Source organism: Rhodanobacter humi (genome assembly GCF_041107455.1).
GTDB lineage: Bacteria > Pseudomonadota > Gammaproteobacteria > Xanthomonadales > Rhodanobacteraceae > Rhodanobacter_A.
Map to the genome: position 1 here is coordinate 1023845 of NZ_JBGBPY010000001.1, position 19648 is coordinate 1043492.

Genomic DNA, 19648 nt, shown 5'->3' on the forward strand with positions numbered 1-19648 from the left:
GGCAGGCATGGGACATTTCGAATGGCTGATGCTGCTGGGCTTCGCCCTGCCCGGCGCCATCATCTGCCTGATCCATCGCCACCTCACGCGCAGGCCACGCTGATGTATATGGGCCATTACGCCATCGCGCTGGGCGCACGCCGCTGGCTACGGCCGCTGCCCATGGCATGGCTGCTGTTCGCCTCCATCGAGCCTGATCTGCACGACGTGCTCGGCAGCATGATCCCCGGACTGGGCATCGGACCGGACACGCACACGCTGCCCGGCGCATGCGTGGCCGCCATCGCCATCGCCGTCATTACCGCACTGGTCTTCCATCGCGCCGGCCTGGCGCTTGGCGCCGGCTTGCTGGTGTTGTCGCACATCGCCGCCGACTACCTCACCAGCCGACTGCCGCTATGGCGACATGGCCCGATGGTCGGCCTGCATCTCTACGCGACGCCCTGGGCGGACTTCCTGCTCGAAGCCGGCACCATCGCCATCGGCTTGACCATGTACGCCAGCTCGCCCGACTTGCGCCGTCCCGTGCGAGGCGGCGTGGCAGTCATCGCCGTCGTGATGCTGACTCTGCAAGCCATATGGAACTTCGGGTTGGGCGGCGGCTGATCCGAGGCAACGACCCCGACCATGTTCAACCTCGGCCACGGCATCACGCCGGAGGTCGACCCCGAGCACGTGCGCGTGCTGGTGGACGAGGTGCATGCTTACGGACGGGTGTTGCGCGGCGGTTGATGCCATCGCGTCAGGGAGTCGCCCCGGCTGCCCGCTCCTCGCGCAACACGATCACGCCATCCGGAACCTTTGACCCATCGACCGTGTACGGCCCGGCGCTTGCCTCAGTTCAACCGCACGATCCGCAGCAGGTGCTGCCGCCGCTGATGTGCACCGGCTGCTCCAGCAGCCTCGCCGCGCAACCCAGCCACTGCAGCTTCTCCAGCACTTGCGCGGCGCTTGCTTGGGTGAGCACTTCCAGGCGGCCGTGGGCGGCGTCCAGCGTGACGGTGGCGTGGGCGTCGAGCGCGCGCATCGCGACGGCGATGCTGGCGGCGTCGTGCGGGCAAGCGGAAAGTTCGAACTGCATCGTGGGCACCGTGTCGGGATCGCCGGCACGCGCCGGCGCGCCATGATGCAGGGGGCCCGCCCGCAGCCCCCTGATCCAGGTCAACCGATGCGCAAGCTCAGCGCACGTGCACCCAGTGCACATGGACGCCGTTGGCACGGTCCTCGGCGCGAAAGCCCTCGCGCCCGTCCACCACGGTGCCCCAGCTCGAGCGCATTGCACCGGCCTGGACGCGGTCCACGCGCACGTGCTCGCCCTTGGGGATGGCGAAGCGCGTCTCGACTACCATCACGCCTTCGCGCTGGTAGACCAGGGTGGCGAGCCGGCCGACACCGGCACCCCAGCCGATGTGCACCTCGCAGGCCACGGGCGCGTGCACGCCGCGGTTGTCGAGGCTCCAGCTTTCGGACCGGGTGAGCAGCGACTGGAGTTCGGGGTTGCTCCAGTCCACGGTGTTGCCGGATGGCGGTTTGTCGTAGCGGCTCATATTCATGATGGATCGTTGGCCAGACACCGGTTTCGCAGGATGTTCCGTGCACGCGGACGGGCGCGCGCCCTCACGGGCACCCGCCACCGTACCCGCACAAGGATGAAATTCTTGCAATGCCACGGTCATGCTGTCGGCAGAAGCAGCCCATGCTTGAGGCGTGCCCGCCCTGCGGCGTTCAGCCACGCCGCGCCTTTCGCGCCGGGACCGGCATCTGCGAGGCGGCTCAGCCGGGCTGCATGCCCATGCGACCGCGTGGCGCGACGCCGACCAGCCGCGAGCGCAGCCAACGCTCGCACGGCACCGACAACCAGCGTTCCACCGTCGCGCCCAGCAGCCAGCACAGCCCCAGCGCCGGCAGGTACCACAGCCAGCCCTGCGCCGGATCGCCGCCCCAGGCACGGTACGCGCGCACCACGGCGTAGACCACGAACATGTGGGTGAGGTAGATCTCGTAGCTCATCCGCCCCCAGGCCCGCAGCCAGCCGAGGCCGCGCAGCGGCGACACCGCCCCGAGTTCGGCACGCCATCGGAAGCACAGCAGCAGGCACAGCGACGACAACGTGAGCACCAGCATGTAGCCGTCGCGCAGCCAGTGCCACAGCGCGCCGCCATCCAGCAGCACCGCGCCCAGGCCCACGGCACCCAGCCAGCCCAACAGCATCACGGTACGCCGCGGCGGCTGCCAGGCATCGGCCAGCAACGCGCCGAGCACACCGGTGGCGATCGCCGCCATGCCCGGCAGGTAAGCCTTCTCCAGCCAGATCTCGTTGCCGTGCAACGCCGCGCGCGTCCATGGCAGCGACAACGCCAGCAGCACCAGTGGCGGCGCCAGCAGCGTGCGCCGGCGCAGCAACAGGCAGGCCAGCGGGAAGCCGAGGTAGAACGCCTCCTCGATCGACAGCGACCACAGCACGTCCCAGTTGCCCGGCAGATAGCCGGTGCGCGCCTCGTACCAGTTCAGGTGCAGGCCCAGCGCCGACAGCAGCGCACGCGGCAGCGACTGGCCAGCGCGATGGATCACGTAGTCCGGCAGGCCGAGCAGATGCAGCACGCTCAGCACTGCCAGCAAGGCCAGCAGGCAGGGCACGATGCGCGCGAAGCGCCGCGCGTAGAACGCGCGCACGTCGATGGCCGCGAGGCTGCCCCAGCGGCGCAACGCATTGCCCGCGATCAGGAAGCCGGAGATCACGAAGAACACGTACACGGCCTCGTAGCCGTTCCAGTTGAGCCGGTTCAGCAGCCACGTCGGCAGGACGCCAGCCAGCGCGGTCTTTTCCAGCGGGATGCGCAGGCCGAGATGGTTGAACACCACCAGCACGATCGCCAGGCCGCGCAGCGCGTCGATGCCGGGGTTGCGGGAGCCCGCATCCCCCGCCCCCATCACCTTCGTCCCCGCCGCATGAACCGCCTCGCGCATATCGCCTGCCCTGCCGTGTCGAAGCGCGATGGTGGCGGCACGATGGATGGCAGGCAAGACGCGCCGCCTCAACCCGGCGGCTCGGCCGTCCAGCGCGCCGCCGCGAAGTCGATGAAGGCACGGGTGCGCGCCGGCAACTGCTTGCCCGGCGGCCACACGATGTGCACCGGCTGCCCCGGCAATTGCCAGTCGTCCAGCACGGTTTCCAGCCGCCCCTGGTCGAGCAAGGCACGCACCTGCCACAGCGCGGCGATGCCGACGCCCTGCCCCGCCAGCACCGCCGCATTGCATACCGCGGCGTTGCCGGAGCTGAAGCGGCCATGCACCTCCACCGTCTGCCGGCGCTCGCCGCGGCGGTAATGCCAACGCTGCGCTTCGCTGTTGCAGTCGCGCAGCACGCAGCTGTGGCCGCGCAGGTCGACCGGACTGCGCGGGCGGCCATGGCGGGCGAAGTAGCCGGGCGCGCCCACCGTCACCAACCGCAGCAGGCCGAGCTGGCGCGCATGCAGGCGGCTGTCCGCCAGTTCGCCGAGGCGGATCGCGACGTCCAGCTTCTCGCGCTGCAGGTCGACATGCTGGTCGGCCACCACCAGCTCCACGTCCACATCGGGGTAGCGCTCCATGAACGCCGCCACCATCGGCACCACGTGCGGCGCGCTGAACTGGGTGGAGCCGGCGATGCGCAAGCGGCCGTCGATGCGTGCGCCATGCTCGGCGAGTTCCGAGCGGGCCAGGTCGATGTCGGCCAGTGCCGCCTTGATCCGCGCATGGAAGGCCAGCCCCGCCGCCGTAGGTTGCGCCCGGCGCGTGGTGCGTTGGATCAGCTCCACGCCCAGCTCCTGTTCCAGCCCCTGCAGCGAACGGCTCACCGCCTGCAGGGAACGATGCAGGTGGCGCGCGGCTGCACTGAGGTTGCCCTGCTCCACGATGGCGACGAAGACGCGGTAGTCGTCCAGGCTGGCCATGGCATTCTCCCGATTGGCGTGATAGTCAGTCCATGCTAACGCCTATTCTCCCGAACCGTCTTCAGGCGAAGAATGGCCCCGTCGCTCCTCCATCCCAGCCGGAGACAACCATGTCCGCACCACTCCCCACCGCCATCAACGGCCACGAAACCGACCTCGACCCTGCCTCGCCGCTGGCCGCGCTGAGCGCGTTCTACCGCGCCTTCAACAGCCGCGACCTCGAGGCGATGGCGCGCAACTGGCACGACGGCGCCGACGTGGCGATGAGCAACCCGCTGGGCGGCATCGCACGCGGCTGGCCGGCGATCCGCGCGGTGTACCAGCGCATCTTCGAGGGCAAGGCGCGGGTGCACGTGGAGTTCCACGACTACACGCTGCACGAGGCCGGCGACATGTTCTACGCAGTGGGCCGCGAGCGCGGCGCGCTGGAACGCGACGGCCTGCGGCTGGAACCGGCGATCCGCACCAGCCGGCTGTTCCGTCGCATCGACGGCGCCTGGCGGCAGGTGCACCACCACGGCTCGTTCGACGACGCGGCCCTGCTCGCCGCCTATCAGGAGGCCGTGCGGTGAACGCGACGACCGCTTCCGTCGCGCCGATGACACGGGCGCCGGTGCTGCTGTTCGCGCTGGCCACCGCAGTGATCGTGCAAGGCCTGTACGCGGCGCAACCACTGGTGGGCGCGATCGCCGCTTCGCTGGGCCTGGCGCCCGCCGAGGTCAGCCTGGTCTCCACGCTGGCGATGCTCGGCTACGCGCTGGGCCTGTTCCTGCTGGTGCCGCTCTCCGACCTCATCGAGAGTCGCCGGCTGGTGCTGCTCACGTTGGCCGCCAACGCGCTGGCCCTGCTGGCTGCGGCGCTGCCGATTCCCGCCTCTGCGTTCCTCGCCGCGAGCCTGCTGACCGGGCTCACCGCTGCGGTGATCCAGATGCTGATACCCATGGCCGCGGCAATGACGGACGAAGCGCAACGCGGCCGCGTGATCGGCAACATCACCAGCGGCCTGATGCTCGGCATCATGCTGGCCCGTCCGCTGGCCAGCGTGATCGGCGGCCACTGGGGCTGGCACGCCAGCTATCTCGTGTTGGCGCTGGCCATCGCGGCGCTGACGCTGCTGCTGAGCCGCTCGATGCCGCGTCTGCCGCCGCTGCATCGCACGAGTTATCCCGCGCTGCTGCTCTCGATGGCGCGCTTGTGGCGCGAGGAACCGTTGCTGCGCCGGCGCGCGATCTCGGCCGCGCTCTGCTTCGGCGCGTTCAGCGCGTTCTGGGCGCTGGTCGCACTGCGGCTGGCATTGGCGCCGTTCCATCTCGACGCCGATGGCATCGCGCTGTTCGCCCTCGTCGGCGTGAGCGGCGCGATCAGCGCGCCGCTGGCCGGCCGGCTGGGCGACGCCGGCAAGGCCCGCATCGCCGAGCGCGCGTTTTACGCCTGCGTCGTGCTCGCGGCAGGGTTGGCGTGGCTGGGCGGTGTGATGCACGCCTCGTCGTGGGGGCTGGTGCCTCTGGTGCTGGCGGCGATCCTGCTGGACGCCGGCACCATCGGCGACATCACCCTGGGGCGCCGCGACGTGAACCTGATCCGTCCGGAGGCGCGTGGCCGCATCAACGGCATCTACACCGGCGTGTTCTTCCTCGGCGGCGCGGCCGGCTCGGCGGTGGCGGGTCTGGCCTGGGCACATGCCGGCTGGCTGGGCGTGTGCCTGGTGGTGCTGGGCTTCGCGCTGGCGGCACTGGGTGGCGGACTGCGACGCGAGGAAGCCGACGCTATTCCGCTGCCACGTCCATCCCCGGAAACAGCACTTCGGTGTAACCGAACTTGCTGAAGTCGGTGATGCGCGAGGGATACAGCCGGCCGATCAGGTGGTCGCACTCGTGCTGCACCACGCGGGCATGGAAGCCATCGGCGCGGCGGTCGATGGGCGCGCCGTGCGGATCGACGCCCTGGTAGCGGATCAGGCTGTAGCGGTTCACTGCGCCGCGCAGGCCGGGCACCGAGAGGCAGCCTTCCCAGCCCTCCTCCATGTCCTGCGACAGCGGGGTGATGACGGGGTTGAGCAGGATGGTCTGCGGCACCTCGGGCGCGTCGGGATAGCGCTCGGAATGCTCGAAGCCGAAGATCACCAGTTGCAGGTCCACGCCGATCTGCGGCGCGGCGAGGCCCACGCCGTCGGCGGCGTGCATGGTGTCGAACATGTCGGCGATCAGGGCGTCCAATTCGGCGCTGCCGAGCATCGCGTCGGGCACCGGAGGTGCGATACGCAGCAGGCGCGGGTCGCCCATCTTCAGGATGTCGCGGATCATGGATGCCTCGTGGGTGGACGCGTTACCGGTTGGAATAGGGTCGATGCCGGGCAATGCAAGCATCCAGCGACTTCAACCACAAAAGGCCGAGCAACGGCGCCGCGCCTATTTTGTTGAACCCGCAAGCGGGTTCAACAGCGCGTTCAGCCGCCGAACACCTTCTTCAGCAGGTCGGTGGTGCGCGCGGCGGGATTGGTTCGGATCGATTTTTCCTGATCGCCGATCGTGGTGAACAAGCCGTCGAGCGTCTTGCGGGTGACGTAGTCGTCCAGATTCAACGGGCTGCCGCTGCTGCCGTTGCTGTCGCTCTCGGCGTGATGGCCACCCAGCGATCCGAGCGAGCCCAGCGATCCGAGTGCGCCGCCCAGCGCACCGCCGCCGCTGCCGGACGTGAATGCCTTGTACTTCTGGGTGACGCCCACGCTGTTGGTGGCCTTGGCCACGATCGGCTCGATCCGCGCGGTCAGCGCCGGGCCGGCAACACGGCGGAAGTAGTCGGTGGCGGCGTGGTCGCCGCCGCTGAGGATGCCGCGCGCGTCGCTCAGCGTCATCTTGCGGATCGCGTCGCCGAAGATCTGCGCCACCTGCGGCACGGCCTTCTCGGCGGCCCGGTTCATGCTCAGCTCGAACGCGTCGACCTTGGCGCCCTGGCCCAGCTTGCGTGCGAGCTTGCCGGCCTCTTCAAGCTTTCCCGGCAGCGGAATGCGTACCTTGCTGTTGTTCCAGAAGCCGCCGTCGCGGCCGAGGCTGTTGATCGCGCTGGTGGTGCTCTTGGCCAGCGCCTCCTTGAGGCCGGCGGCGATGTCGCTGGTCGGCAGGCTCGCGGCGGCCGTCGAGGTATTCGACATGTGCGTGGCCTGCTTGGCCTTGTCGAGCAGATCCTTGAACTGCCCCGTGCCCGCCGCCGGCAGGGCCAGCGCCGGCAAGGTCACGGCGGCGAACAGGGCGACGAACAAGGCAGAGTGCGGATGCGTGCGCATGAGAAACTCCGGCGGCCAGGGTTCAAGCAGTGTACGCCGCACCCGTGTTGTCTCCGTGCACGGGGCCCGGCGATGGCCGCCCGCCGCATCTGTCGGCATTCGACCAAAGGCTAAGCCGTGCGGCATTGACCCCTGCCACGTCCGGCGCAACCCTTGCCGGGAATTTCCGGGAGAGACCCCATGAACAGCGCAACCGTCAAATCCGGCCCGGTGGCAAAACTTGCCTGGGTCGTCGTGGCCATCGTCGGCGCCTGGTGCCTCGGCGTGGTGGCGCTCCGCCGCGGCGAGCCGATCAACGCGATCTGGATGGTGGCCGCGGCGCTGGCGATCTTCGCCATCGGCTATCGCTTCTACGGCAAGTTCATCGAGTGGCAGGTGCTGCAGCTCGACCCCAGCCGCGCACCGCCCTCGGTGCTGCGCAACGACGGCCTGGACTACGTGCCCACCGACAAGTGGGTGGTGTTCGGCCACCACTTCGCCGCGATCGCGGGCGCCGGCCCGCTGGTGGGCCCGGTGCTGGCGGCGCAGATGGGCTACCTGCCCGGCACGCTGTGGATCCTGTTCGGCGTGGTGTTCGCCGGCGCGGTGCAGGACTTCATGATCCTCGGCCTCTCGCTGCGCCGCGACGGCCGCTCGCTGGGCCACATGCTGCGCGAGGAGCTGGGCCCCGTTCCCGGCCTCGTCGCCATGCTGGGCGTGCTGGTGCTGATGATGATCGTGCTGGCGGTGCTGGCGCTGGTGGTGGTGAAGGCGCTCACGCACAGCCCGTGGGGCACGTTCACCGTGGCCGCCACGATCCCGATCGCGTTGCTGATGGGCGCCTACCTGCGCTGGTTCCGCCCGGGCCGCATCCTGGAGGTGTCGATCATCGGCCTGGTGCTGCTGCTGCTGTCGATCTGGGCCGGCAAGTTCGTGGCCGATTCGGCCGCACTGGCGCCGATCTTCGACATGGACGCCAAGGCGCTGGCCTGGTGGCTGATCGCCTACGGCTTCGTGGCCTCGGTGCTGCCGGTGTGGCTGCTGCTGGCGCCGCGCGATTACCTCAGCACCTTCCTCAAGATCGGCACCATCGCGCTGCTGGCGCTGGCGATCTTCCTCGCCGCGCCAATGCTGCAGATGCCGGCGGTGACGAAGTTCATCGACGGCACCGGCCCGGTGTTCGCGGGCAACCTGTTCCCGTTCCTGTTCATCACCATCGCCTGCGGCGCGGTGTCGGGCTGGCACTCGATCATCGCCTCGGGCACCACGCCCAAGCTGCTGGCCAACGAGGGCCAGGCGCGCATGGTGGGCTACGGCGGCATGCTGTGCGAGGCCTTCGTGGCGATCATGGCCTTGATCGCAGCCGCCTCGCTGCACCCGGGCGTGTACTTCGCGATGAATGCGCCGGGCGCGATCATCGGTACCACGGTGGAGCACGCAGCGCAGGTGATCAGCCAGTGGGGCTTCGTGGTGACGCCGGACGAACTGACCCGCACCGCGCAGGAGATCGGCGAGAACAGCATCCTGTCCCGTGCCGGCGGCGCGCCCACCCTGGCGGTGGGCATGGCGCAACTGCTGCACAACATCATGCCCGGCGAGGGCATGGTGGCGTTCTGGTACCACTACGCGATCCTGTTCGAGGCGCTGTTCATCCTCACCACGGTGGACGCCGGCACGCGCGTGGGCCGCTTCATGATCCAGGAGATCGTGGGCCTCATCCACAAGCCGCTGCAGGGTACCGAGTCGTGGACCGGCAACCTGCTCGCCACCGCGATCTGCGTGGCACTGTGGGGCTACTTCCTGTACCAGGGCGCGGTCGACCCGCTGGGCGGCATCAACACGCTGTGGCCGCTGTTCGGCATCGCCAACCAGATGCTGGCGGCGATCGCGCTGATGCTGGCCACGGTGGTGGTGGTGAAGCTGAAACGCGAGCGCTACGTGTGGGTGCCGGGCATCCCCGCGATCTGGCTGATCGTGTGCACGCTGGTCGCGGGCTACGAGAAGCTGACGGGCCCGATCAGCTTCACCGCGGCCGCCGACAAGTATGCCGACGCGCTGGCGAACGGCCAGCTGCTGGCGCCGGCCAAGACCACGGCGGCGATGCAACAGATCATCACCAACAACCGCGTGGACATGGTGATGACCGGGCTGTTCATGGCGCTGGTGGTGGTGATGGTGCTGTTCTGCCTGAACGCCCTGGTCAAGGCCTGGCGCACCAACCACCCCACCGCCATCGAGGAACCCTACGTGGCGCTGGCGGACGTGGCGGTACACTGACGTCATGGACCTCAAGACGCGACTGCAGGCATTCCGGAAACGGGCGGTGCAGACCGCCCGCCTCTGCTGCGGCGTGCCGGACTACGAGGTCTACGTGCAGCACCTGCGCGAGCATCACCCCGAGCGCAAGGTGCCGAGCTACGCCGAGTTCTTCCGCGAACGCCAGGAAGCCCGCTACAAGGGCGGCGGCGGGCGCTGCTGCTGATCCCGGAGTCGCCGCCGCGGCCATGCCGGCACCGACCGGCATGGCCGCGTGCTTTTCGCGCCGCCCTGCCGTCTGGGGATTTCCCGGGCAGCCCCCATGTCTTTGCGCACTGGCCGTTCATGTCGCGGCCGGGACAATAGTCCGAGCGTTTGCCAGAACATCCCATGTCCGAGATCGAGAACATCGTTGCCGTCCAGGCTGCCGCGCGCCCCGCGCCGCGGGCGTCGCACCACACCGGCCTGCGCGTGATCGCGACCTACGAGATCATCAAGACCGTGTGCCTGCTGCTGGTCGCGGCGGCGGCGTTCCACCTCGACCGCGAACAGAATTTCGAGCGGCTGGTGCACTGGCTGGAACATCTGTCGCTGTCCGACAGCAACGGCCTGCGCTGGCGGATGGTGTCGATGCTGCAGGAATTCGGCCCCAGCCGCTTCGTGGCGGTGGGCCTGGTGGCGCTGGGCTATGCCGTGCTGTTCGGCATCGAGGGCGTGGGCCTGCTGATGGGCAAGTACTGGGCCGAGTGGTTCACCGTGATCGCCACCGCCTCGCTGATCCCAATCGAGCTGTACGAAACCCTGCACCGCTTCGGCTGGCTGAAGCTGGCCGCGCTGGTCGGCAACGTGGCGATCGTGGTGTATCTGGTACGCGTGGCGCTGCAGACGCACGAGTCGCGCAAGGCGGCGCGCGGGCCTGCGCACTGAGAGCAACTTGCCCCTCTCCCGCAAGCGGGAGAGGGGAGCGTCACACGCGGCAACCGTGCGAATGCCGCCCCTCACACCTCGTGATGCCCTGCCTCCGCGGCAATCGCCGCCGATCGCCGCGGCGCCAGTTCCACCAGGTACATCGCCCCCAACACCAGCGCGCCGCCCGCGAGCATGCGCCAGGTGAGCAGGTCGCTGCCGAAGGCCACCGCGAAGGCGGCGGCGAACACCGGTTCGGTGGTCATCACGATCGCGGCGCGGGTGGCCGGCATATGTGCTTGCGCCCAGGTCTGCAGCGCCATCGCGCCGGCGCCGGCGATCAGCGCCATGTAGAACACGGCGAGCCATGCGGCGCGATCCGGCGGCGCCACCGGGCCGCCGTGCGGCAGCGTGGCGAGGAGGCAGACCAGCGCGATGGCGACCATCTGCATCGCCGACAGGCCGAACGCCTCGCCGGAGCGCGACCACTGTCCCAGCAGCACGATGTGCAGCGCGTACAGCACCGCCGAAGCCAGCGTGAGCCACACGCCCAGGTCCACCGACACGCCGTTGAGCGAGAGCAGCGCGAGACCGGCGGTGGCCAGCCCCACCGCGACCCACACCACGCCGGGCATACGCTGGCGCAGCAGCAAGGTGGCCAGGATCGGGGTGAACACCACGTACATGCCGGTGGCGAAGCCGCTGACGCTGGGCGCGATCAGCTGCAGGCCCCAGGTCTGCAGCAACTGCCCGATGCCGTAGATCCCACCCAGCGCGAGGCCACGCGCGATGCCCGTGCGGCCCAGCCGCCAGACATGGCGCGGAAACAGCACCAGCATCGCCAACGCGGCGATCGCGAAGCGCACGGCGAGGAAATCCGCCACCGGCATGCGCGCCACCACGTCCTTGATCATGAAGAACGTCGAGCCCCACACGGCGGTCATCGCCAGCAGGCCCAGGGTGGGGAGGGTCGTGGTGCGTGAGGTCATGGGGAGGAGTGAGTGGAGAATGGGGCGAGCGAAAAGAGCAGCGCAACAAACCTTCGCACTCTCTCATGTTCCCGGTTCTGTTTATCGGATCTCGAAAACCGCCATCCTGACGGTTGTTCGAGTCGGCGCGTCCGGCATGCGCCGGATGCGCCTCCGCCGCCAGGTACTGGCGTACCTGACGCGGCGGGCCATCCCTGGCCCGCAAACGCAGCCCGACTCATCGGGCTGCGTTTCGCGCTTTACGCAGCAACTGCCCGGGAATCTGCAGGAGGAAATGCGCCCAGATGCCCAGCCACACCGTGGCCGCCACCAGCGGCCGGCGTGCTTCCGGGTCGAACTTGCGGAACCAGCGCCACATGCCGCGATGCTTGTGGCGGCTCACGAACACCGGGCGGTGCCGGCTGGAGCCGCCCTTGCCGTGCAGCACGCGCACGTCGCCGGCCAGCAGCACGCGCCAGCCGGCGTCGCGCACGCGGCGGCACAGGTCGAGGTCTTCGCAATGCAGGAAATAGCCTTCGTCGAAACCGCCCAGCCGCTCGAACAAGTGGCGCGGCAGCAGCATCAGCGCGCCGGACACCGCCTCGGCTTCGACCAGGTGATCCGGTACCGCGCCGCCGACCTCGACGCGCTCGCCCTGCCCGCCGAACAGGCTGGCCAGCGCGCGACGCAGCAGCGGGTCGCGCCGGTACGAGGCGGGATCGGGCACGCCTTGCGCGTCGCAGACCACGGCGCCGAGCAGGCCGACCTGCCGCTCGTCGTCGAACACGGCGAGCAGGCGGTCGAGGCTGGCCTGGTCCAGCAGGCAGTCGGGATTGAGCACCAGCAGGATCCGCCCCTTCGCCTGCGCCGCTGCGCGGTTCGCCGCGGGGCCGAAGCCGAGGTTGCCGTGGTTCTGCATCAGGTGGAAGCGCGGCTCGTGTTCGTAGGCACGCGCCAACGCCTGCGGCACGCCGTCGGCCGAGGCGTTGTCGATCAGCAGCAGCTCCAGCGACGTGCTGCAGGCCAGCACCCGGTGCACGCAATCGCGCAAGCCCTGGCCGCTGTCGGCGGACACCACGATCACGCTGAGTGGCAGTGGCGAGGAGGAGAACGGTGTATTCACGGGGCAAGTATGCGGCAGGTGGCGTGAGACAGTTGCATGGGTTGCGGGTCGGCGGTTCGGAAGGGCGGCAGCTCAATCGTCCTCGTCATGCCCCAGCACGTGGGCGATGGCCAGCGGCACGTGTTCCTCGTCGCGGCTCAGCCACGGCTGGCCTTCGTGCCAGCCGGCCAGCTGCCAGCCACGCAGGCGATGGCGGCGATCGCGGCGGCGATCCAGCAGCAGCAGGCCGCGTTGAGCGGTCAGCGGCAACACCAGCCAGCGGCCATCGGCGGCGAAGTCGCAACGCGGTTCCACACCGTCGAGCCGGCTGCCGTCGGCCAGTTGCGCGGCCTCATCGCACCAGCGCAGTTCGCCGCCCAGCGGATCGGTGAGGCCCACTTCCAGCGACCGCCACTGCGGCGGTTGCAGCTCGATGATCGCGCCGGCCGGGCCGATCGGCGCCAGCGCCAACGCGGGCCATTCGTCCGTGGCCGAGGACGACGGCTCGCGCCGCCGGCCGCGATCCAGCCGGCCTCGATCCAGCCAGTACTCCAGCAGCATCAGCAACGAGAAGCCGGCCAGCGCGGCGAGCAGGGTCAGCAGCCACGCCAGCGCATCCGCGCCCAACGCGCGCAGCACCGCCAGCAGCAGGCCCGGCAGGCCCCAGCGCAGCGCCTGCCGCAACAGCCGCGCCTGCGCCTGCAGCGGTCCCGTGCGCCACAGCAGCGCCAGCACGCAGGCCACCAGCAACGGCAGGTCCAGCCACCACGGCAGGACGGCGAGCAGCAGCAACCAGGCGAGCGCCGGCAGCCAGGTCAGGCACCGGCGCCACGGCACAAGCGAGCTCAGCCGCACCACACCCGCGCGTTGCGGAACATGCGCAGCCACGGCGAGTCCTCGCCCCAGGTTTCCGGTGCCCAGCTCATCTGCACGCTGCGGAACACGCGCTCCGGATGCGGCATCAGGATGGTCACACGGCCGTCGGCGGCGGTGAAGCCGGTGAGGCCGCCGGGCGAACCGTTCGGATTGAGCGGGAAGTGCTCGGTGGGCTTGCCGCGGTTGTCCGTGAAACGCAGCGCCGCCTGTGCCTTGGACGGGCTGCAGGTGTTCGGGAAATGCACACGCCCTTCGCCGTGCGCCACCGCCACCGGGATGCGCGAACCGGCCATGCCCTTGAAGAACAGGCTGGGCGAGTCGAGCACTTCCAGCGTGGCCACGCGCGCCTCGTACTGCTCGGAGGTGTTGCGCAGGAACTTCGGCCAGTGCTGCGCGCCGGGGATGATGTCCTTGAGCTGGCTCATCATCTGGCAGCCGTTGCACACGCCCAGCGCGAACTTCGTCGGGTCGGCGAAGAACGTGGTGAATTCGGCGCGCAAATAGTCGTTGTACAGGATCGAGGTGGCCCAGCCGCGGCCGGCGCCCAGCACGTCGCCGTAGGAGAAACCGCCACAGGCGGCGAAGCCGCGGAAGTCGGCCAGCTTCACCCGCCCGGAAGCGAGGTCGGACATGTGCACGTCGACCGCCTCGAAGCCGGCGCGCGTGAACGCGGCGGCCATCTCCACCTGGCCGTTGACGCCCTGCTCGCGCAGGATCGCCACGCGCGGTTTCGCGCCACCGGCGATCGCGGCATGGATCAACGGCGCGGCGATGTCCTCGGCCGGGTCGAACGTGAGCTTGGGCGAGAGGCCAGGATCGGCGTCGTCCATGCGCCACTCCAGCTCGGCGTCGGCACTGGCCGGGTTGTCGCGCAGCTGCTGCATCGCGTGGCTGGTCTCGTTCCAGGCGCGGTACAGCGTGCTCCAGTTCCACTTGAACAGCGTCTCGTTGCCCGAGTACAGCTTGATGCCCAGCTTCTCCTTGGGCCGGCCGATGCGGTAGCTCATGCCGGCGAGGTCATGCTTCACCAGCAGCGCCTCGAACGCCTCGCGATTGGCCACTGCCACCTGCAGCACCGCGCCCAGTTCCTCGTTGAACAGCGCGCGCAGCGCGGCGTCGGCCCAGCCGTCGAGCTGGATCTCCAGGCCGCAATGGCCGGCGAAGGCCATCTCCAGCAAGGTGACGATGACGCCGCCGTCGGAACGGTCGTGGTAAGCCAGCAGCAGGCCGCTGCGATTCGCTTCCTGCACCAGCTCGAACAGCGCCTTGAGGCGCTTCGCGTCGTCCAGGTCCGGCGGCACGCCGCCGCTGCGGTTGAACACCTGGGTCAGCGCGGAGGCGCCGAGGCGGTCGCGGCCCGCGCCGAGGTCGAGTAGCCACAGGTCGGTGTCGCCGCGGTGCAGCTTCAGCTGCGGCGTGAGCGTGCGGCGCGCGTCGTCCACGCGGGCGAACCCGGTGACCACCAGCGACACCGGCGCCACCGTCTTCTGCGGCCTGCCTTCTTCCGACGCGCTGCCGTCCTTCCACACGGTCTGCATGGACAGCGAGTCCTTGCCGACCGGAATGGAGATGTCCAGCTCGGGGCACAGTTCCATGCCCACGGCCTTCACCGCGTCGAACAGCGCGGCGTCCTCGCCGGGGTGGTTCACCGCGGCCATCCAGTTCGCGGACAGGCGGATCTCGCCCAGCGAGGCGATCGGCGCGGCGGCGAGGTTGGTGATCGCCTCGCCCACCGCCAGCCGCGCGGCGTCGGCGCTGGAGAGCAGCGCCACCGGGGCGCGCTCGGCCATCGCCATCGCCTCGCCGCGGTAGCCGTCGAAGTCGGCCAGGGTCACCGCGCAGTCGGCCACCGGCACCTGCCACGGACCGACCATCGGGTCGCGATGGTTGAGGCCGCCCACGGTGCGGTCGCCGATGTGGATCAGGAAGCTCTTGCTGCCCACGCCGGGCAGGCGCAGCACGCGCAGCAACGCCTCGTCCATGCCGATGCCAGTGAGGTCGGGCACCAGGTCCACGCGCGGCTTGATGCGCTTGGCGTCGCGGTGCATGCGCGGCGGTTTGCCGAACAGCACGTCCATCGGCAGGTCGATCACGGTGAGGTTGCGGCGCGGGTCGGCGACGCGCAGCACGCGCGCCTCGGTGGCCGTGCCGACCACGGCATACGGGCAGCGCTCGCGTGCGCAGTACGCCTCGAACTCCGGCAGGTTTTCCTGCGCGATGGCCAGCACGTAGCGTTCCTGCGACTCGTTGCTCCACACCTGCATCGGCGACAGCGAGGGATCGTCGCAAGGAATCTTCGACAGATCGATCTCGCCGCCCACGTCGGCGTCGTTGAGGATTTCCGGGATCGCGTTGGAGAGGCCGCCCGCGCCCACGTCGTGGATGCTGACGATGGGGTTGGCGTCGCCGCGCGCCCAGCAGGCGTCGATCACCTGCTGGCAGCGGCGCTCCATCTCGGCGTTGTCACGCTGCACCGAGGCGAAGTCCAGCTCGGCGCTGGACGCGCCCGAAGCCACCGACGAAGCGGCGCCGCCGCCCAGGCCGATCAGCATCGCCGGGCCGCCCAGCACGATCACCGCGTGGCCGGGCTGCACCGCGCGCTTCTGCACGTGGTCGCGGCGGATGTTGGCGAGGCCGCCGGCCAGCATGATCGGCTTGTCGTAGCCGCGGCGCAGGCCGGCTTCGCCGGTCTCGTGCTCGTAGCTGCGGAAATAGCCGCCCAGGCAGGGGCGGCCGAATTCGTTGTTGAACGCGGCGGCGCCCAGCGGGCCGTCGCGCATGATCTCGAACGCGGATGCCATGCGCGGCGGCAGCGGGCGCTCCACTTCCCACGGTTGCGGATGGCCGGGGATGCGCAGGTCGGACACCGAGAAGCCGGTCAGCCCCGCCTTGGGCTTGGCGCCACGGCCGGTGGCGCCCTCGTCGCGGATCTCGCCGCCGGCGCCCGTCGCCGCGCCCGGCCAGGGCGCGATCGCGGTGGGATGGTTGTGCGTCTCCACCTTGATCGCGTAGTCGATCTGTTCCTCGTGCTTGCGCCACACGCCGTTCGCATCGGCGAAGAAGCGCTTGCCGGTGCTGCCCTCGATCACCGCCGCGTTGTCGTGGTAGGCGGACAGCGTGTGCGCGGGCGATCGCTGGTGGGTGTGCTTGATCATCGCGAACAGGCTCTTGTCCTGTTCCTGGCCGTCCACCGTCCAGCTCGCGTTGAACACCTTGTGGCGGCAATGCTCGGAGTTCGCCTGCGCGAACATGAAGAGCTCGGCATCGGTGGGATCGCGGCCCAGCTCGGCATAGCGCTCGGCGAGGTAGTCGATCTCGTCGGCCGCCAGCGCCAGGCCCAGTTCGGCATTGGCCTTGGCCAGTGCGCCACGGGCGTCGCCACCCAGCGCCACGTGCACCAGGTCGCCCGGTTGGCCGGCGAGGAACAGGCCCCGCGCCTCGTCCAGCGAAGCCAGCACCGACTGCGTCATCGCATCGTGCAGCAGGGCCAGCACCGCCGCGTGCGCGGGCGTGCCGGCCGCCGGCATGCCGGCGAGCTGCCAGGCCGTGCCGCGTTCCACCCGGCGCACTTCGAAGCCGGCGCCGTGCAGGATGTCGGTGGCCTTGCTCGACCACGGCGAGATCGTGCCCAGCCGCGGCACCACCCACAGCGTGGCGGGCTGGGGCGCGGTGTCCTTCGCCTCCAGCACCTCCAGCAGGCGCTGGCGCAGCGTGCCTTCCGGCGCGGCGGCGGCATCGAGGAAATACACGAACCAGGCGGCCTGCACACGGCTGCCGCGATGCAAGGCGTCGAGGCGGGCGTTGAGGCGTTCGAGGCGGAAGGCCGAAAGGGCGTTCTGCCCGTCGAGTGCGATCATGCGGGGAACGGCGCCAAGCTGATGGGAACGCCTATTCTAGCCGATGCACCCGGCCGATGCTGCGGCACGGCATGACCGCTGCCGGCCGTGCAGGCGCAGGCTCTTGCGGGGCGCCGCCTGAACCGACTCAGCCTTCCTTCTGCAGCACCTGCAGCAGCTGCGCCGGCGTGAGATAGCCACCCACCATGCGGCCGCTGGGAGTGAAGATCGCCGGGGTGCCGCTGACGCCCAGCTTCTCGCCCAGCTCGAACTGGGCGCGCACCGGGTTGGAGCAGCTGGCGGCCTTGGGCTCATGTCCCGCGAACGCCTCGGTGAGCGCGGCCTTGCGGTCGGCGGCGCACCAGGCCGAAACCATGGTCTTGTAGGTCGCCGTGGGATGGCCGAGCGGGTTGGTCACGCCCTCGCGCGGCCACGCCAGGTAATCCACCGCGATGCCTTCCTTGTTGAGCTCGGCGATGTGCTCGTGCAACACCTTGCAGTACGGGCAGGTGACGTCGGTGAACACGGTGACGCGGTATTTCGGGTTCGCCGGCGCGTATTCGATGCGCGCGGAGGATGGCACCTTGGCCAGCTCGGCCTTGCGATAGGCCGCCCAGGCGGCGTCGTTGAGGCTCTTCTTCGCACCCAGGTCGACCAGGTCGCCGTTCAGCAGGTACTTGCCGTCGGTGCTCACGTAGACCAGCTGGCCCGAGGCGATCACCTGGTAGAAGCCCGGCAGCGGCGCGCGGTTCACCACGGCCACCTGCACGCCCGGCGCCAGCTTCGCCAGCGACTGCTGCACCAGCTTCAGCGCGGCGGCGTCGACACCGTCGCCGAGCATCGGGCCGGGCGCCGGCGCGTCCGTTGCCGGGACAGCCGTGGCGGTGTTGTCGGCCGCGCAGGCGGTCAGGGCGATTCCGCTGACGCACACGGCCAGCAACAGCTTCTTCAACATCTCGCACCTCGATGGCCGGGCCCAAAGAGGGTCAGAGTGCAGTTTTACGACGCTTCTGGCAATGCCGGGCATCCTCGAAAACTGCACTCTGACCCTCTTTTGGCCTAGCCGCGCGGATGATGCTGCGCGTGCAGGCGCTTCAGGCCTTCCTTCGCCACCAGGGTGTAGATCTGGGTGGTGCTGAGCGCGCTGTGACCCAGCAGCATCTGCAGCGCGCGCAGGTCGGCGCCATGGTTGAGCAGGTGGGTGGCGAAGGAGTGCCTGAGCACGTGCGGCGAGATGCGCTTGGCCTGGATGCCGACCTTGAGCGCGTGGCGTTTCACCAGGGTCCAGAACATCTGCCGCGTCATGCCCGCGCCGCGCCGGCTGAGGAACAGCGCCGCGGGCTGGCGGCCTTTCGCCAACACGGGGCGCGCACCGGCGAGATAGCTTTCGATCCAGCCCAGCGCCACCTCGCCTACCGGCACCAGGCGATCCTTGCCGCCCTTGCCGGTGACGCGCAGTACCCCCTGCCGCGGGTTGAGTGCGGCGAGCGGCAGTTCCACCAGTTCGGACACGCGCAGGCCCGAGGCGTACATCAGCTCCAGCATCGCGCGGTCGCGCAGGCCCAGCGTGCCGTCGGTGTCCGGCGCGTTCAGCAGCGCCTCGATCTCGCGCTCGGCCAGCGCCTTGGGCAGGCTGCGCGGCATGCGCGGACGCTCGATCAGCAGGGTGGGATCCTCGAAGCCCGCCTGCTCGCGCGCGAGGTGCGCGTAGTAGCGCCGGAACGCCGATTGCCGCCGCGCCATCGAGCGCACCGCCGCATGCTGCGTGCCGTGGTAGGCGGAGATGTCCTCGCGCCGCGCGTCGCGCAGCGAACGACCGCGCCCGGCCAGCCAGCGCGCCAGCGCTTCCATATCCCGGCGATAGGCTTCCAGCGTGCGATCGGCGAGGCCGTCCTCGGACCACACGCGTTCCAGGAAGGCGTCGATGCTCGCGGCGTCCGCTTCGGTGATACTGGGCGAATCTTCTTTCTGCATGCGCACCATGCTGGGCATGGCGCCAACCGAGTGCAAGCCGCCCGATGAACGCCGCCAACCTGCCCTGCCCGCTGTGGCGCCGCCTGGTCGCCTTGGTCTACGACCTGCTGATCGTGGTGGCGATCGTGATGGTGGTGGGCCTGCTGTGCCAGCTCGCCACCGGCGGCCGGCTGATCGAGACCGGCGCGCACGCCGTGGTCCCGCTCTGGTACCAGTGGCTGCAAGGCGTGGTGGTGGCCGCCTACTTCGTCGCCTCATGGCGCCGCGGCGGACAGACCCTGGGCATGCGACCGTGGCGCATCCGCGTGAGCCGCGACGACGGCGGCACGATCAGCCTGCAGCAGGCCGTGGTCCGCGTGCTGGTCGCCGCTGCGCCGATGCTTCTTCTGGCACTGGAACCGGTGCTCGGCCTGCACGCCACGCTGTGGACGGTGCTGGGCGCATGGGCGCTGTGGTTCGTCGTGGCGCTGTTCGATCCGCGCCGCCGCGCCCTGCACGACCTCGCCGCGGATACCGAGTTGCGGCGCATCGACTGA

General features: G+C 69.8%; 19 protein-coding genes and 1 pseudogene. 8 read left to right on the forward strand and 12 right to left on the reverse strand.

Annotated elements, in window-relative coordinates:
- Positions 1–102 precede the first annotated feature (102 nt).
- Both AB7878_RS04695 and AB7878_RS04700 read left to right on the forward strand, forming a co-directional pair.
- Positions 103–606: a hypothetical protein gene (locus AB7878_RS04695; protein ID WP_369493239.1), complete on the forward strand. Its 504-nt coding sequence runs from the start codon at positions 103–105 to the stop codon at positions 604–606.
- A gap of 5 nt (positions 607–611) precedes the next feature.
- Positions 612–732 (forward strand): annotated as a pseudogene (locus AB7878_RS04700) (uroporphyrinogen decarboxylase family protein); the annotation flags it as partial.
- Positions 733–841: 109 nt separating this feature from the next.
- On the opposite strand, the gene AB7878_RS04705 reads toward AB7878_RS04700, so the two are convergent.
- The 4 genes from AB7878_RS04705 to AB7878_RS04720 form a co-directional block, all read right to left on the reverse strand.
- Positions 842–1081 (reverse strand): hypothetical protein, encoded by a 240-nt coding sequence (locus tag AB7878_RS04705; RefSeq protein ID WP_369493240.1) that lies wholly within the window; start codon positions 1079–1081, stop codon positions 842–844.
- Between the two features lie 97 nt (positions 1082–1178).
- Positions 1179–1553: a hypothetical protein gene (locus AB7878_RS04710; RefSeq protein ID WP_369493241.1), complete on the reverse strand. Its 375-nt coding sequence runs from the start codon at positions 1551–1553 to the stop codon at positions 1179–1181.
- A 220-nt stretch (positions 1554–1773) separates the two neighbouring features.
- Entirely contained in the window at positions 1774–2967 is a 1194-nt protein-coding gene (locus AB7878_RS04715; protein WP_369493242.1) for an acyltransferase family protein, read from the reverse strand.
- 68 nt (positions 2968–3035) lie between these two features.
- On the reverse strand, positions 3036–3932 hold the full coding sequence (locus AB7878_RS04720) for a LysR family transcriptional regulator (protein ID WP_369493243.1): 897 nt from the start codon (positions 3930–3932) through the stop codon (positions 3036–3038).
- 110 nt (positions 3933–4042) lie between these two features.
- Here AB7878_RS04720 and AB7878_RS04725 point away from each other — a divergent pair, with 110 nt between their 5' ends.
- Positions 4043–4504, forward strand: a complete 462-nt coding sequence (locus tag AB7878_RS04725; RefSeq protein WP_369493244.1) for a YybH family protein — start codon at positions 4043–4045, stop codon at positions 4502–4504.
- Positions 4501–5757 carry an MFS transporter gene (locus tag AB7878_RS04730; protein ID WP_369493245.1) on the forward strand — a complete coding sequence of 419 codons (1257 nt, stop codon included), beginning with the start codon at positions 4501–4503 and terminating at the stop codon, positions 5755–5757. Before AB7878_RS04725 ends, AB7878_RS04730 begins: the two co-directional genes overlap by 4 nt.
- Here the strand turns inward: AB7878_RS04730 and def are convergent.
- Both def and AB7878_RS04740 read right to left on the reverse strand, forming a co-directional pair.
- Positions 5699–6235, reverse strand: a complete 537-nt coding sequence (gene def / locus AB7878_RS04735) for a peptide deformylase (protein ID WP_369493246.1) — start codon at positions 6233–6235, stop codon at positions 5699–5701. The two genes, AB7878_RS04730 and def, sit on opposite strands and share 59 nt — an antisense overlap.
- A gap of 143 nt (positions 6236–6378) precedes the next feature.
- Positions 6379–7215: a DUF4197 domain-containing protein gene (locus AB7878_RS04740; RefSeq protein WP_369493247.1), complete on the reverse strand. Its 837-nt coding sequence runs from the start codon at positions 7213–7215 to the stop codon at positions 6379–6381.
- Between the two features lie 180 nt (positions 7216–7395).
- Between AB7878_RS04740 and AB7878_RS04745 the strand changes: the two genes are divergently transcribed.
- The 3 genes from AB7878_RS04745 to AB7878_RS04755 all read left to right on the forward strand — a co-directional run bounded on the left by AB7878_RS04745 (position 7396) and on the right by AB7878_RS04755 (position 10377).
- Positions 7396–9471, forward strand: coding sequence for a carbon starvation CstA family protein (locus tag AB7878_RS04745; RefSeq protein WP_369493248.1), 2076 nt, complete (start codon positions 7396–7398; stop codon positions 9469–9471).
- Positions 9472–9475: 4 nt separating this feature from the next.
- Positions 9476–9676, forward strand: a complete 201-nt coding sequence (locus AB7878_RS04750; RefSeq protein WP_369493249.1) for a YbdD/YjiX family protein — start codon at positions 9476–9478, stop codon at positions 9674–9676.
- A 164-nt stretch (positions 9677–9840) separates the two neighbouring features.
- Positions 9841–10377, forward strand: coding sequence for a DUF2127 domain-containing protein (locus AB7878_RS04755; RefSeq protein WP_369493250.1), 537 nt, complete (start codon positions 9841–9843; stop codon positions 10375–10377).
- 71 nt (positions 10378–10448) lie between these two features.
- On the opposite strand, the gene AB7878_RS04760 is transcribed toward AB7878_RS04755, so the two are convergent.
- From AB7878_RS04760 to xerD, 6 genes are all read right to left on the reverse strand, one after another.
- The gene (locus tag AB7878_RS04760; protein ID WP_369493251.1) at positions 10449–11345 is read right to left on the reverse strand and encodes a DMT family transporter; all 897 of its coding nucleotides are present in this window, start codon (positions 11343–11345) and stop codon (positions 10449–10451) included.
- Positions 11346–11562: 217 nt separating this feature from the next.
- A complete protein-coding gene (locus AB7878_RS04765) occupies positions 11563–12447 on the reverse strand; it encodes a glycosyltransferase (protein WP_369493252.1) in 885 nt (294 codons plus the stop codon).
- A 72-nt stretch (positions 12448–12519) separates the two neighbouring features.
- Positions 12520–13314 (reverse strand): hypothetical protein, encoded by a 795-nt coding sequence (locus AB7878_RS04770; protein WP_369493253.1) that lies wholly within the window; start codon positions 13312–13314, stop codon positions 12520–12522.
- Positions 13272–17159 (reverse strand): phosphoribosylformylglycinamidine synthase, encoded by a 3888-nt coding sequence (purL, locus tag AB7878_RS04775; RefSeq protein WP_369493254.1) that lies wholly within the window; start codon positions 17157–17159, stop codon positions 13272–13274. Before purL ends, AB7878_RS04770 begins: the two co-directional genes overlap by 43 nt.
- A gap of 127 nt (positions 17160–17286) precedes the next feature.
- Positions 17287–18093, reverse strand: coding sequence for a DsbC family protein (locus tag AB7878_RS04780; protein WP_369493255.1), 807 nt, complete (start codon positions 18091–18093; stop codon positions 17287–17289).
- Between the two features lie 104 nt (positions 18094–18197).
- Positions 18198–19112, reverse strand: coding sequence for a site-specific tyrosine recombinase XerD (xerD, locus tag AB7878_RS04785; RefSeq protein ID WP_369493256.1), 915 nt, complete (start codon positions 19110–19112; stop codon positions 18198–18200).
- A 44-nt stretch (positions 19113–19156) separates the two neighbouring features.
- On the opposite strand from xerD, the gene AB7878_RS04790 reads away from it, so the two are divergent.
- Positions 19157–19648: an RDD family protein gene (locus AB7878_RS04790; RefSeq protein ID WP_369493257.1), complete on the forward strand. Its 492-nt coding sequence runs from the start codon at positions 19157–19159 to the stop codon at positions 19646–19648.